The sequence below is a fragment of the Carnobacterium mobile DSM 4848 genome, from assembly GCF_000744825.1.
GTDB lineage: Bacteria > Bacillota > Bacilli > Lactobacillales > Carnobacteriaceae > Carnobacterium_A > Carnobacterium_A mobile.
Genome location: NZ_JQMR01000001.1, coordinates 2365132 through 2380267, shown reverse-complemented (window position 1 = coordinate 2380267; position 15136 = coordinate 2365132). Strand labels below are relative to the sequence as shown.

The window sequence follows — 15136 nt, the reverse complement described above, 5'->3', positions numbered from 1 at the left end:
GCTTAAACTCCTTTCTTAGATTCAATCACACTATTTTTTTTGATCACCATTACCTCATCAGCCGTTCCTTTCAAATGGACTCCGGCACCAATTCTTACTCCCTTATCGAGTATCACGTATTCTAAAACAGCGCCTTCCCCTATCTGAGTGCCTTGCATCACAATAGAATGATGGACTTGAGCATTTTTGCCAATCGTTACTTTTCGGAAAATAAGCGAGTTTTTAACTTCTCCTTCGATAAAACAATCGCTGGCAAATTGAGCATTGCTGACTTTGGCATCTTTTGAATAAAAAGTCGGTGCTCCGTTCTTAACTTTTGTAATAATGGAATCTCCACGGTTGAATAAAGCATTGTAATTTGCTTCAACCAACATATCCATATTGGCTTCAAAATAACTTTGAATATCATCGATATCTTTTAAATATCCGGTATATTCATAACCGTATACCTTATTTTCATTTAGATGGTCTTTGATTAAAAGGAGCGTATCTCCATTTTCATTTTTTTTGCCTGCTTGTGTAGCTAATTCAATAAATTTTTCAGAACTCATAATGGCAATATTCATACTTAATGCGACAGTTTCAGCATCTAGCGGCAGTTGTTCGAAAGTAGTAATGGCAGTAATTTTATCTTGCTCTTCTTTATCAAAAGTAAAATAAGTTGCCGCTTCATTTGCCAAATAAGTGGATTTCGGCATATTTTTATACATGATCGTCACATCTGCTTCTTTTTCTTGGTGGTACCGTAAAAGCGCAGGAAGGTCGATATTGCAAAGCATTTTGCTTCCCATTACAACAACGTATTCTGATTTTGAGCGGACAACATAGTGAATTTGATTATGGTAAAAATTACTTAATTGACCTGGCTCTTCAACTTCGCTAGTCTGACGGACATCCGTTTCAGTATAAGGGAACAAACCTCCACCAATAGAAGAATCTAATCCCCAAGATGCGCCGCTGCGGATATGGTCATGCAACGAGCGGCCATTCCCTGTAAGGAAATAAGCTGCCGATTCGATTGAAGCGCTGTGCAGACTAGTAAACGGAAAATCAATCAAACGGTAACGACAGCCAAATGGCAAAGAAGCGATCGGCCGCGTATCTGTTAATGGCGCTAACTTTTTTCCATCCTCATTTAAATTTAAAATAGCTCCTATTTTATGCTTCTTCATCTTTTAGTCCTCCAATCTCTTCACTGTACCCAACAACGGCAATTTCTTTTTCTTGACCGATCAGCTGAGCGCCATCATGGATTTTAGCGTGTTCTCCTACAATGGCATGTTCGATCGTAACATTTTCACCGATTGTGACGTCTGCCATGATGATGCTGTCTTTTACAGTAGAACCTTTTCCAATTTTTACATTATGAGACAAAATAGAATGGTTTACTTCGCCTGCCACATAGCAGCCGTCCACTATCATCGCATTTGAAACTTTCGATGTAGCCGTTAAAAATTGTGGCGGTGCTGATGGATTTTGTGAATAAATCCGCCAATCGGAATTTCGGATATTCAAGGCATGCGTTGGATCTAAAAATTCCATATTGGCTTCCCATAAACTTTCAATGGTTCCCACATCTTTCCAGTAGTCTCTGAATGCATAAGCAAACACATTCTCGCCATTTCCTAAGTAAGCTGGAATAACATGTTGGCCGAAGTCTTCTAATACACGATTTTTTGCTTGATCGTCTACCAAATATTTTTTTAACAACGACCAATTAAAAATGTAGACACCCATTGATGCTAGATTGCTTTTAGGTTCTTTCGGTTTTTCTTCAAACTCAATGATTCTGCCCGTTTGGTCGGTATTCATAATTCCAAAACGAGGAGCTTCTTCAATCGGCACAGGTATTACCCCAACAGTCAAAGCTGCTTTCTTAGCTTTATGGAATTCTAGCATTTCTTGGTAATCCATTTTATAAATATGGTCTCCTGAAAGAACCAATACATACTCAGGATTATGCCGATCAATAAAGTCAATATTTTGATAAATGGCATTGGCTGTCCCTTTAAACCACTTTTCACCTTCAATACTTGAATAAGGTTGTAAAATCGTTGCCCCGCCATTATGGATATTGAGACCCCAAGCAGCTCCATTGCCGACATGGCTGTTTAATTCTCTTGGCTGGTATTGAGTGACAACTCCAACATTTTTAATTCCTGAATTCACACAATTGCTTAAAGCAAAATCAATGATTCGGTATTTTCCACCGAAGGGTACAGCCGGTTTTGCGATCTCTTTAGTTAATTTTCCTAGCCGTGAACCTTGTCCTCCTGCTAAAATCATCGCTAACGTTTCTATATTTTTCATAGCACCTGGAAGAATAGAGCGTATCTATTCTTCCTCTCCCCTCCTTTTATGTTTGATCAGCTTTTTGGTACACCCATTACTCTTTTAGGTCTTAAAATCACGACACTCATTGCTGGTAAAATAAGTTCTAATGAATACGGTTGTCTGTTCTGAGAATCAGCCGACGTTTTTAATACTCCTTGTCCAGTCGTCCAAACACCTCCAAATTCAACCATCTCGGTATTTAATAGTTCTTCATAAAGACCTTCATAAGGTACACCGACTTTGTACTGTTGTCGTTCTACCGGTAAAAAGTTGCACAATACAATTAAAAAATCACGCGGTTTCTTGCCTTTGCGAATAAAGGTTAAAATAGACTCCTCCGCGTTATCCGCATCAAGAATTTCAATACCACTGGGATCGTGGTCGATTTCCCACAAAGCCCGTTCTTTTTTATACAGTTCATTCAATCTTTGACTAAATTGCTGGTACTGATGATTCATCTCATCTTCTAAGCTGCTCCATTCTAATTCAGAATGAACCCGCCACTCTAAAAACTGGCCAAATTCATTTCCCATGAAATCCAGTTTCTTTCCAGGATGAGCCATTTTATAGGCTTCCATTGTTCTTAATCCGGCAAATTGATTGTAGCGGTCGCCGTGCATCTTATGCATCAATGATTTTTTGCCGTGAACGACTTCATCATGAGAAAAAGGTAAAATAAATTTTTCATTAAAAGCATACATAAATGAAAAGGTAATTAAGTTAAAGTGGTGTTTGCGTAGAAGTGGATCCATTTCGAAGAATTTCAAGGTATCGTTCATCCAGCCCATGTTCCATTTGTAATTAAATCCTAATCCTCCTTGATCAACGGGACAGGTAACCTTAGACCAAGCTGTACTTTCTTCTGCGATCATCAGAACATCGGGATGACGTTTGAAAATGGTGGTATTCATTTTTTGAATAAAGTGGACACCTTCGCGATTGTGATTGCTGCCATCTTCATTCGGTATCCAAGGGCCCTCATCGTAATCCAAGTACAGCATACTCGATACCGCATCTACTCGTAAGCCGTCTAAATGAAATTGCTCTAACCAAAATAATGCATTAGAAATCAAAAAACTGTGTACTTGCGCTTTGCCTAAATCAAAATTCATTGTGCCCCATCTAAAATTCTGAGCTTTATTGCTGTCGTTATATTCAAATTGAGGCGTTCCATCAAAATAAGCCATCCCGTAATCATTTCGGTTAAAATGTCCAGGGACCCAATCCATGATCACGCCAATATGTGCCTGGTGGGCAGCTTCTACAAAATCCTGAAATTCTTCAATCGTTCCAAATTTTGAAGAAACGGCATAATACCCAGTCAGCTGGTAGCCCCATGAAGCATCTAACGGGTGTTCCATCAACGGCATAAATTCAATATGGGTATACCCCATTTCTTTTACATAAGGTATTAATTCTTGTTGCAGTTCAGGAATACTGTACCAGCTGCCGTCAGCATGGCATTTCCAAGAACTTAAATGAACTTCATAAATGTTTATCGGTCGTTTAGTTAGCGTATGGCGTTTTTTGCTTGCCATCCATAAATGGTCTTTCCATTTTTTTTGCGGCAAAGACTTTACGATTGAGGCATCTTTAGGCCGAACTTCAAATTCGTGGGCATAAGGATCAATCTTTAATTTCATTTCTCCATTGGCTTGCTCAATTCGGTATTTATAACAGTGTCCTTCTTTTGCTGCATCGCTAAATAAAGTCCAAGCGCCTGTTTCATCTATTTTTTCCATTGCTAAGCCTGTATCCCAATTACAAAAATCAGCAACGACGGAGACCGACTTGGCATGAGGCGCCCAAACAGTAAAACGAAAACCAGCAACTCCTTCGAAAATCTCAGCAGCACATCCTAATGTTAAATAACTATCGAAGAGTTGTCCTGTATTAAACAAATACAATTCTTCTTCAAGCTGTTCACGACTTGTTTCTTGATTGACTTGTTTGACCATTTGCAAGTCTCCTTCCTTTTAAAATAATGAAAAAATAAAGTTTGTTTTCATTATTCTATCATTAATTTTTAATTTTACCACTAGCTAATTACATTAATTTTTTTATTTGTAAAAATTCAGCTTTTAAATAAATTTTTATTGTATTATTCGGCCTAATCTAAGTATACCGCATATTTAATGATAACGCTTTCTTTTTATTTGTTTTCTGTCAACTTTATTTTCTTCTTCTTTAAAAAAAGCTTAGACTCTCCTCTTTCCTTTTATTTTATCCGATTAAGTACTGATCCATTAAACTTATTCAATTTGACTTAAATGCCCTATTTTTTTAAAATCCAAAGCTAATAACTTAAGTACTAAGAAAAAAACAAAATCGTCTTTTTCTTTTCAATATCTTTTAAACAAAATAAAAAATATTTTAAAGGTAAATGAGCTTTTTCTTGTAATGTCATGTGCATAAACTTGTGAATAATGGTAAAATAGGTTAAAGGCCTTTCTTAAAATACAATAAGAAAGAATGAACACCCTATGAAAGTATTCTCTTTTTTCTTACTTCCATATAGGCCGCGAATCGATTAGTAAATGAATAATTTCTATTTCTGAAGGAGGTGAAAGATTTGAATATCTTATTATTAAGCGTTGGTTTCATTGGGCTAGTTATTGCTGGATTGACGCGCCACTACATTATAGGCGGAATATTGGCAATCGGAAGTTTTGCTGGTTATTTCTTTTTAAATGGAAGCGGACAATGGTTTCCCATTATTATTTTTATTTTGGGTATTCTTTTAATCATTCTAGAAGTATTTATTCCGAATTTTGGCGTTGCTGGAATATTAGGAGGTATCTTGCTTTTTGGAGGAATTTATCTCAATTACGGAGATATAGGCAAAAGTTTGTTTGATCTAAGTGTGGCAGGGATCATTTCGGTAATATTAGCTGTCATTCTCTTGAAAAACGGCTATACTTTTGGAAACTTCAATAAGCTAGTATTGAACGACAATTTAAATAAAGTCAGCGGTTTTTCAAGTAATAAAGACTATTCTGACTATTTAGGAAAAAAAGGCATTACTACCACGACATTAAGACCATCAGGAAAAGTTGCGTTTGATGATATTGAATTAGATGTGCTAAGCTCAGGAGAACAAATTGAGTCTGATATCTTTGTTGAAGTCATGAAGGTTGAAGGTTCTAAAATAATAGTTAGGAGAGTGTCGTAAATATGTTAGAAGAAACAAGTGGGTTAATAGGTATTGGTATAATTGCAATCATCGTCATTGTCATTTTAAGTATGTTTTTCCGGTTTGTACCTGTAGGATTATGGGTTACTGCTTACTTTTCTGGAGTAAAAGTTTCTATTGGAACATTAGTAGGGATGCGATTAAGAAGGGTTGCTCCACAAAACATCATCCGTCCTTTGATCAAAGCCACTAAAGCTGGCTTAGACATTGACATCAATGAATTAGAAGCTCACTATTTAGCCGGTGGGGATATCAACCAAGTTATTGATGCCCTGATCGCTGCTCAGCGTGCCAATATTGATTTAATTTTTAAACAAGCTGCAGCTATTGATTTAGCTGGCCGGAACGTATTCGAAGCCGTTCAAGTCAGTGTTAACCCAAAAGTTATCGAAACTCCACAAATTGCTGCCATGGCGATGAACGGAATTGAAGTCAAAGCTCGCGCTAAAGTAACCGTTCGTGCAAACATTGAACGATTAGTCGGTGGTGCCGGTGAAGAAACGATCATCGCTCGTGTTGGTGAAGGGATCGTTACAACGGTCGGTAGCGCTACTAAACATACAGATGTTTTAGAAAACCCTGATTCTATTTCTAAAACTGTTTTACGCAAGGGGTTAGATTCTGGTACTGCCTTTGAAATCTTGTCTATTGATATTGCAGATATTGATGTTGGTCGTAATATTGGTGCCAGCTTGCAAATGGAACAAGCCGAAGCTGATAAAAATATTGCTCAAGCAAAAGCGGAAGAAAGACGATCAATGGCTATTGCCCAAGAACAAGAAATGCTTGCTGAAGTTCAAAAAATGCGTGCTCGCGTAGTTGAAGCGGAAGCGGAAGTTCCTTTAGCACTTTCTCAAGCATTGAAAGAAGGCAAATTAGGTGTGATGGATTACTACAACATGAAAAACATCAATGCAGATACATCTATGAGAAATTCTATCTCAGGGTTAGGCGAAAGTGATCGTGATGAATAATGGGTATTTTTGGAATTTTTAGTTTTTTAAGTGTTCTTATTCCGATTCTATTCGTGATTTCAATTGTTCAATCTATCAGCAAAGCGATCTTCAAACAACAAGCAGCTAGAAAAAAAGGGCAACTGTCTAATTATCAGCGTCTCGTTAATGAAGTGAATCAGGAAAAAGAAAGACTGCGGAATGCCCCAACAAAGAATAATAACGCTGGGCGTTCGCAAGATAAAATGCGAGCGATTGAACAAGAAGCAAAACGGATCCAGCAAACCCGTACAGGACGACGAAATGCTTCTGCTGTACCGGCAAACTCCCGTCAGTCTAATTATGAAAAATCAATCGTTTCTAAAACAGAAAACCAAAAAGTGTCTGTTCAAGCTGAAAGTCCAATCAGACAAATCAACACTCCAGTTTTAGACACTAGAATACAACCGATCAATGATTTCGTTCATTCAAAAACACATAAAAAGAAACGCAAAAGACAATCTGCTCGTCAAAAAGAGTTGTTAAAAGGAATTGTCTATAAAGAAATATTAGACAAACCTCGCTCTATGAGACCCTATAGATAGAAAAAAGGCTGGAACAAAAGATGACATTCTTTTGTTCCACTTTTTTTTAATTGTCATTTTTTCAAACCAAAAATATCGAAAGTCGCCATCAAATAGCGCTCCTCTCTCATGAATACCTATAAGATTTCCTAGTCCAGTGAAGCCCGCTTAGACTAGAATGTCTTCATTTAATTTGTAATTGTATAGTGCTCCAATGATATTGGCTTTATTACCGTGACGGCTTTTTTCTATCATAGGTGGATCAAACAGTTCTGTATTTTTTTCGCGGAATACTTCTGTGACTTGTTTATTGATCAATTCAATCAGCAACGGTGCTTTGCTGACACCTCCGCTAATCAGAATTTTTTCCGGATCTAAAATCGTTTGTAAATTAAAAATTTGGATAGCTAAGGTACGGCAATATTCGTTTAAACAATCTAAAACTGCTGCGTTTCCTGCATCAGCATATTGAAAGACTAAATGCCCATCAATTTCATCTAAAGGAAGATTGCACCGTTCTGATACGTTTTTAAATAACTTAATTAACCCGTTTTGGTATCCAAACCTATAATCCTCTTCCTCGCTTTTGTCTGAATTGGTTTTAATAAAGGAAAGCTCTCCAGCTGAATAATGGTTTCCTTTCACCAATTGTCCATTACAGAGAATTCCGCCGCCAATACCTGTTCCTAAAACAAGCATGACACCATTTTGAACACCTTGGAAATTGCCTTTCCATAATTCACCTAAAGTCGCTGCTTTGCCATCATTTTCTATATGGATGGTAGTCGGACAACGCGATTCCAACAGTTCAACCATATTCATCTTTTTAATGTATTCTAAAGTTCCGCCATGAACTGCATATCCTGTTTCCGAATGAATAATTCCCGGCATACTAATAGCCATACCAGAAATTTGTTCTGCATAAAGATCATAAATTTCACCCATTATAGCAATAAAACTTTCTAATGAATCTAATGGTGTCTTTTTTCTATCAACTTCTTTTATTTCTCCTTCATCATTGATTAAACCATACTTTATTTCTGTACCGCCAATATCTATTCCTAAGTATTGAGTCATATTTTTCCCCTCCTAAGAACTATTAGTTGATCCAATTTCTTTTGTCAATTGTTCCATTTAGTTAACGCTATCATTTTGCTATTCAGAGCTAGTTCTCTGAATTTAGTTTAACATACATATGATAAAAAAAGGCAGAGTACCCTTTCTTGGCTCTTTCTGCTCCATCTCAAAAAATTAGCTTAAAAAAACTAATTGTAAAGTAAAAAGCTAAGAAGAAAAACGCAAAAAAATTACCAAGTCATTTTGGTATTTTCTGCGTTCCTTCTAACTAACTATCCTTTTTAGACCACTATTTTTATTTACTCTTTAAAATATTTTTCTGAAAATTTCTTTAACAATGGGAATAGGATCGGTGCTAAAATTAAATAAAATCCGCCATTGCCTATAGCATGCAACGTATCAAACGGCAGGCCAGAAATATAATAGACCCAGAAATTTTGAATGTCGAAGAACGGGGCTTGAACGAGTGAAATAATAAAACCATATAAGTAACCCATTAAGACAGCGTATAACACCATTACCAAAAAAGGAAGATGCTTAAAAAACGGTTTGATCACTACCCCTGTCACTAAAACAAGCAGTACAAATGAAATGATTTGAGCAATGGTCCATACTCCCATACCTAATGTAAGGTTTGAAATAAAGATAGATAAAATAGCTACAATTAACCCATCACTGACTCCTAATGAAAGAGTTAAAATGATTAAGATGACGGTCACTGGCTGAACATTTGGCAAGAATTGAAATACTAACCGACTCACTTGACAAAGTGTCGTCATCATTGCAAGTAACGTGAGTCGTTGAATAGACAGCTGTTTAGCTTTACATGCCATCTAAGTTCCACACGATAGTATCGCCGTTTTCTAAAACATACTCAGCTGCTCCAACAGTAGCTTGTTCCCCGTTGACAGTATACAACCAGTATTTCCCTGCCTTATCATCTTGTTCATGACCTTCAATAGCAGAAATAAACCCATCTTTTTCAGTAAGGTCATACGTTTTTTTCATTGCTTCTAGCAACGTTTCCCCTGACTCTGCTTTTATTTCTTTGTTCGCATCAGGCAGATCTTCGCCTTCTTCTTGTAATTGGATTGAAACAGATACCGTTTCTGCAGCTGAACTGCTGGCAGTCATTTCACTTGAAGAGACTGAACTGCTTTCATTTACAGGTGCTTGACTCGTATCACTGCAAGCCACTAATGCTAACGAAGCTGCGATAATGATTCCTAACTTTAATTTCAATTTTATTTTCATGTTCTACTCCTCCAATTTAATTATATCCTTATTTTTGAAACAAAAAAAGCCAACAAGGCAATTTGTCGTTGGCGTTCCCCCGCTGTTCTGCCTCGAAACAGCCGGTTTAAAACAATTGAAAAAAGACCTGACTTAAAGCAGCTGCTTTTTACAGTGGCGGGACCGTGTTGGATTTTCACCAACTTCCAGTTTTCAATTGCTTATTTAGTTTTTTAACGGATATCTTTTTTCGTTAAAGAAGTGTGAAAAACTTTTCCGCCACGTTCATACAATGGTTCTTTTATCCCAGCTTGATGATTGACCAGACGTGCAACAGCAAATAGATAATCCGATAAACGATTCATGAAAATACTGACATGCGGATTTGTCTCTTCTTCTGCTGCTAAACTGACAATACGGCGTTCTGCCCTTCTGACCGTTGTCCTAGCCATATGCAACAAACTTGCCACAGGATGACCGCCTGGCAAGACAAACGATTCAATTACATCTGGAATTTCTGCATACACATCGATTCGCGACTCGATCCACTCCACCATTTCCGCTGTTACCTTATAGTCCTTTTTTCCGTGGGGCGTCGCCAAATCTGTTCCACAATCAAATAAATACTGCTGCATTTCCACTAGTTCATTTTTTAAAGCTTCTTCTTGCTCATTCATTTGACTAATTATGTACCCTAATAAAGAATTAGCTTCATCAACCGTACCGTAAGCTTCGACTCGTGTAGAGTCTTTTTTAACTGTCCGGCCGCCAATAATATTTGTGTTTCCATAGTCGCCTCTTTTTGTATAAATCTGCACTTAAAACCCACCTCCTTTTTTATCTCCCTCACTCACATACTATATAGCATATCGTTTTATTTTTCAACCACTACATAATGTGTTTCAATTTAATTTCAGCTAAAAACAAAAGAAGTTCGAATTTTAACTAGCTGCTGCCAGCAAGTAAGAACTCGAACTTCTCTAACATTTATTTTTCTACCATCAGAGTAATTTTAGAAGGGTATTTTCCTCCTGAAAGAATGGTCTGATCAGCAGGAATCGTTTTAAGCGAATTTGGACCTTTCTTCGTATTGCTGTGCGGGAAAATATAATTCTCCGCGCTGCTTGTAATATCCAATCTTAATTGATGACCAGGATGGAATTGGTTAGAAATCTTAGATGTTTCAATTTCATAATAATAAACTTCATTTGGAACAAGATAAGAGGGCTGGCTAAAACTTTCTCTAAAGCGGGCACACAATATTCCCTCTGCTAAGTTGGTTGAAGTTCCATTAGGAGAAACATCTGTTAAGCGAACGACCCAGTCTGTATCGACTGCAGTACTTTTAGCATAAAAGCCTACTTTTATTTGACCTGTAATGGTCGTTTCAGAAACAAAAGGTTCCGTTGTATAACAAAGAACATCTTGGCGTTTTTCAACTGTATGATAATCATTTGGAAAACAAATCTCATTTTCTGATAAATTAATCAAATGCGGTACAGGATGATCGGGATCGTAGGCGAAATCATCTTCTTTTTCTCTTTCAGGTTTTGCTTTGACCAACTTGCCATCTCCTGATGAGCTTCTCGCATCATGTGTACTGGTTAAATAATAAGTCTCTTCTTGGGTAGATTCAGGAGGCCACTGGGCGGCAGTTTTCCATTTATTTTCATTAACAGTATAGTATTCAATGGCAGGCCCAGCGTCTATACCATTGTCGTTATTTTTCAAAAAGCGTTCAAACCACAAGAGATGCTGTAAATCAATATCATGCCTTAATGCAGCGTTGCCTAAAGCAATATCTCCCAAATCGCGATTAGCATTGCCTTTATGCAGCCAAGGTCCTAAGATGATTTTACGTTTGTTCTTTGGATAAGCAGCTGTTACCTGAATAGCTTCTGTTGTGCCAGCACCATTGTCATCGTACCAACCTGAAATGATCAAGGCTGGTACGTTAATGGCTTCTTTACGAGCAAACCAGTTCATTGTATCCCAATACTCATCATAAGATTTGTGTTTAAGTGCTTCATTGAAGCTTTCAAGCGGGTGGCCAAGACCAACTTCAGCTATTTTTTCTAATGGCCGGATTTTCATTAATTCAGCCCAGTCCTCGCGTATCATCAAGTCTGGATTAAATTTTTTCTCTGATAAAGCAAAACCTAAAGGAATTCCACCAGAAATAAGGGCTCCTCCTTTACGACGCATATCCACAAATGGGCTCCCAGCTGTCACAATGCTAACCAATGCTTTTAAATGCGGATTTCCAGAAGATGCGGCTGCCCATTGAACAAAGCCGCCATATGAACCGCCTAGCATTCCAATCTCTCCGTCACACCATTCTTGCTGAACCAGCCAGTTAAGTGTATCGTCCCCATCTTCACGTTCATGAGCCATGCTGATATAGTTTCCTTCTGACTCATTCCGACCGCGTACATCTTGGAGTACGACTGCATACCCTCGCTGTACAAAGCGATAATGGCTTTCAGAATACCGTTCTTTTCCATAAGGAGTTCTGGCCATGATAACGGGATAAGAAGCCTTTTCTGAGTCAGGAAGCCAGATTTCAGTCGCTAAATGAACGCCATCGCGCATTTTGACCATGGCATTGTCCATTTTCTTTACTCTGTATGGCTGATTGACCAGCAGCTGATGTTCTTTCCATTCTTTTAGAATAGTCGCATCTTCATAACCTTCTTTAATAAAAACAGTTGTGAATTCCCTATTGGTCGTTACCAAACCAACAAACTGCTGATCTTGAATAACAATATCCAGCGGCTCATTTTTTTGTCGTTCTGCCCAAAGGTTTAGAGTCCATTCTGAATAGACACTTCCCCAACTTGTTTTAACCCATTCAGGATGACTTTGCTCGGAAACAAAAGCTTTATACTGCTCTAGATGCCCTAATATAAAGCCAATATCTGCACGAACATAGCGTTTTAAAAACTCTTCATGTTCTTGATTAAATACTATCTCTGGCTGCCACTTTCCAGCAAAAATATCCCACAGTTTGATTTTCACTTCTGCTCCAATAGAAAAAGTGGCTACTTTAATTCCTGTCTGATACAAATGATACTTTTCCAATGAGAAACACCTCTTTACTCTTTATACGCACCTTTGTAGTCATAAGGACTGCCAAAGTTATGTTGTACAATTCCTTTTAGATTATTTTTTTGCAGCACGGTTGTAGATTGTTGATAAACCGGTACAATACCCGCATCTTCTTCAATAAGAATCGTTTCTGCCTTGATCAAAGCTTCCCAACGAGCTTCTGGCTCATTCGCTAGGTCTGTTGAAGCTTCCTCCAATAAAGCATCATATTCTGGGTTGCTGTAATTGGCATTTCCGCCACTTAAATGATTAGCTAAGAACGTCATTGGATCTTGGTAATCAGGACCCCAGCGGCCAAATGCTAAATCGTAATCAGAATTTCTTGTGAGTTGAATAGAATTTTGCAGCGGTACTGCTCGAATCGTTAAGTTTAAACCAGGCAGTGTATCTTGTAATTGACTTTGCAAGTATTCGGCAACTTTCTTATCCGCTTCTCCGTCACTTGTTAATAATTCAATTTTAATGGTTTCACCTATCTCTTTTTGTGCTTCTTTCCAATAACTTAACGCTTGGTCTTTATCCGTTACCAGGAAATCTCCTGCTTCTTCCCGGAAATCTTCTCCCGTTTCTGGATTTTTAACAAAGCCATGCGGCACAAATCCATAAGTAGCTACCGAACCATCTTGTAACACGTTATTTACCAATGCTTCCTTGTCTACTGCATACCCTACAGCTTTTCGAACATTCTCATTGGCAAAAATAGTATCTGAACCATTTCGTAATTGGTTCATTCTAAAATAAGAAACATACGCATTCGGTGTTGAAAGGTATTCCGGATCATTTTTTCTTTGGTTTACGTATTCTCCCGAAATAACGGCTTGATCCAGTTCGCCTGCATCATATAGATTCAATGCTGTTCCGGTTTCTTTAATAACTTGGAAATCAATTTCATCTGCTTTAACATTTTCTGCATCCCAGTAATCTTTATTTTTAACTAATGTCCAACTTGACCCAGCATTTGACCAATCTGTCATTGTAAAAGGTCCATTGTAAATCATATGATCACTTGTTGAGGCATAAGCATCGCCTTCTGACTCAACATACTCTTCATTTTGCGGATAGAAAGGATTAAATGCTAAAAGAGATAAGAAATAAGTCGTTGGATTTTGTAATTTAATTTCTAAAGTATAGTCATCTACTGCTTTTACTCCAAGTTCATCAACGGGCTTTTTGCCTAACGTGATTTCACTGCCGTTTAAAATAGTTCCATCTAGAAGAAAGGCGTAGTTAGCTGCTGTATCAGGATCAGCCAATTTTTTCCAAGCATATACAAAATCATGTGCTGTCACTTTTGTGCCATTAGACCACTTAGAATCTTCTCGCATTTTAATCGTATAGGTTAAGCCATCTTCAGAGATGTCCGGCATGTCCACAGCTAGAGCAGGAACCACATTGTCTTCTTTATCTAACCGATATAGTCCTTCAAAAACTTGACTTTGTGCCGTAAAGCCATCAGAATCTTGTGACAAAAGACTGTTCATGGATCCGATTTCTTGGACAGCCATTAAACTAATTGTTTGTTCAGTCGAATTCTTTTGAGAACTAGATGCTGCTGTCCCATCTGTCTCTGCGTTTCCGCATGCCATTAATAAGCTGGTTAAAGCTACTAGTGTACTTCCGGCTATCTTTCTTTTGACTGTCATATTAAATCCTCCTCTTAAAATAATTTCATTCCTTTTTTATTCATTAACCAAATATTATAATAAGATTAAATTAAGGTTATAAAATAATGTACCATTATTAGAATCGCAATTCAATCGTTTTTGGCCTTTTTCTTTTTAAAAGAAAAACTAGACAAAAAGAACCAGAATCCCCATTCCAGTTCTTTTTGTCTTTCTATCTTCTTTTTTTCAACCATTCAATTTAATAATAATCCATCTAAATCTAGGAGTTCAATTCGTTTGTGTGTTTTTTGTTTGATTAAGCCTTGTTCTTCTAGCTCTGCAAATTTCCGACTGATCGTTTCAGGTGTTGTTCCTAAATAAGAGGCTAAATCTTTTTTGCTCATCGGCAATTCAATTTCAGCAGACGGCTGGTTTTTCTCCATACATTCAGCTAAAAACATAGCAATCCGCGTTTCTACTGTTTCCGTAGCAAAACGAGTCGTTTGTTTTTCAGATTGAGCCAAGCGTTTAGAAAATTCTGCTAAGACTTTTAAAGAAATTGTTGGGTACTTTATTAACAACTTTTGAAAAGCATCGCGGTCAATCATACACACTTTAGTATCTACCATTGCTTCAGCAAAAGCCGCATAAGTAGTTTCGCTAAATAGCGCCAACTCTCCAGTGAAATCTCCCGGCATTAAAATGCGAATCAGTTGTTCCTTACCGTTTTCGGATAAGCGATAAATACGAATTTTACCTTTATTTACAATAAACAAAGAATTAGAAAGATCACCGGCACGGTAAACGATCTCGCCTTTTTTATATCTGACTGATTGGGTTGTTTTAGTTATTTCATCCATTTGCTGTTCTTCTAAATGGTTAAAAATCGGAACCAAAGAAACACATGATTTATGTGAATCATGTTCATGATCTACGAGTTCTTTTCTTGCCATGTTTCTCCCTCCAAACAAAATGAGTATCTGTTTCTTTTTATTTTCTTAGTCTCAAAGTAAGTTGCATTTTCCAAAAGCTTTACATTGTTATCATATGAGCAAAGCTTGTTTAAATCAA

Annotated in this window: 13 protein-coding genes and 1 riboswitch; of the genes, 3 read left to right on the top strand and 10 right to left on the bottom strand. The window is 37.4% G+C overall.

The features are described from left to right. Window positions 1-2: 2 nt before the first annotated feature. Genes glgD through glgB form a run of 3 tightly spaced genes read right to left on the bottom strand, consistent with a single transcriptional unit; the run spans window position 3 to window position 4292 of the window. Window positions 3-1172 (bottom strand): glucose-1-phosphate adenylyltransferase subunit GlgD, encoded by a 1170-nt coding sequence (glgD, locus tag BR87_RS11295; RefSeq protein ID WP_035032264.1) that lies wholly within the window; start codon window positions 1170-1172, stop codon window positions 3-5. After that, window positions 1159-2310 carry a glucose-1-phosphate adenylyltransferase gene (locus tag BR87_RS11290; protein ID WP_035032262.1) on the bottom strand — a complete coding sequence of 384 codons (1152 nt, stop codon included), beginning with the start codon at window positions 2308-2310 and terminating at the stop codon, window positions 1159-1161. Before BR87_RS11290 ends, glgD begins: the two co-directional genes overlap by 14 nt. A 56-nt stretch (window positions 2311-2366) precedes the next feature. Further along, window positions 2367-4292, bottom strand: coding sequence for a 1,4-alpha-glucan branching protein GlgB (gene glgB, locus BR87_RS11285; RefSeq protein ID WP_051929851.1), 1926 nt, complete (start codon window positions 4290-4292; stop codon window positions 2367-2369). 614 nt (window positions 4293-4906) lie between these two features. On the opposite strand from glgB, the gene BR87_RS11280 reads away from it, so the two are divergent. From BR87_RS11280 to BR87_RS11270, 3 genes are read left to right on the top strand one after another with little or no spacing between them, the layout of a single operon-like run. After that, entirely contained in the window at window positions 4907-5506 is a 600-nt protein-coding gene (locus BR87_RS11280; RefSeq protein WP_035032259.1) for an NfeD family protein, read from the top strand. 2 nt (window positions 5507-5508) lie between these two features. Further along, entirely contained in the window at window positions 5509-6501 is a 993-nt protein-coding gene (floA, locus tag BR87_RS11275; RefSeq protein WP_035032257.1) for a flotillin-like protein FloA, read from the top strand. Further along, window positions 6501-7064 (top strand): hypothetical protein, encoded by a 564-nt coding sequence (locus BR87_RS11270; protein ID WP_035032254.1) that lies wholly within the window; start codon window positions 6501-6503, stop codon window positions 7062-7064. Before floA ends, BR87_RS11270 begins: the two co-directional genes overlap by 1 nt. A 147-nt stretch (window positions 7065-7211) precedes the next feature. Here the strand turns inward: BR87_RS11270 and BR87_RS11265 are convergent, their stop codons facing one another. From BR87_RS11265 to BR87_RS11235, 7 genes are all read right to left on the bottom strand, one after another. Beyond that, window positions 7212-8120: an ROK family protein gene (locus tag BR87_RS11265; RefSeq protein ID WP_035032253.1), complete on the bottom strand. Its 909-nt coding sequence runs from the start codon at window positions 8118-8120 to the stop codon at window positions 7212-7214. A gap of 299 nt (window positions 8121-8419) precedes the next feature. Then, window positions 8420-8953 carry an ECF transporter S component gene (locus BR87_RS11260; protein ID WP_035032251.1) on the bottom strand — a complete coding sequence of 178 codons (534 nt, stop codon included), beginning with the start codon at window positions 8951-8953 and terminating at the stop codon, window positions 8420-8422. Beyond that, entirely contained in the window at window positions 8943-9374 is a 432-nt protein-coding gene (locus BR87_RS11255) for a DUF4430 domain-containing protein (protein ID WP_035032248.1), read from the bottom strand. The genes BR87_RS11260 and BR87_RS11255 overlap by 11 nt, the downstream gene beginning before the upstream one ends. A 77-nt stretch (window positions 9375-9451) precedes the next feature. Next, window positions 9452-9588: riboswitch (adenosylcobalamin (AdoCbl) riboswitch) on the bottom strand. Further along, window positions 9587-10171 carry a cob(I)yrinic acid a,c-diamide adenosyltransferase gene (locus BR87_RS11250; RefSeq protein ID WP_035032245.1) on the bottom strand — a complete coding sequence of 195 codons (585 nt, stop codon included), beginning with the start codon at window positions 10169-10171 and terminating at the stop codon, window positions 9587-9589. (Overlaps the previous riboswitch by 2 nt.) A gap of 169 nt (window positions 10172-10340) precedes the next feature. After that, the gene (locus tag BR87_RS11245; RefSeq protein WP_035032243.1) at window positions 10341-12434 is read right to left on the bottom strand and encodes a CocE/NonD family hydrolase; all 2094 of its coding nucleotides are present in this window, start codon (window positions 12432-12434) and stop codon (window positions 10341-10343) included. 14 nt (window positions 12435-12448) lie between these two features. Next, window positions 12449-14104, bottom strand: a complete 1656-nt coding sequence (locus BR87_RS11240) for a peptide ABC transporter substrate-binding protein (RefSeq protein WP_035032240.1) — start codon at window positions 14102-14104, stop codon at window positions 12449-12451. 215 nt (window positions 14105-14319) lie between these two features. Continuing rightward, a complete protein-coding gene (locus tag BR87_RS11235; RefSeq protein ID WP_035032237.1) occupies window positions 14320-15018 on the bottom strand; it encodes a Crp/Fnr family transcriptional regulator in 699 nt (232 codons plus the stop codon). Between the last annotated feature and the right edge of the window lie 118 nt (window positions 15019-15136).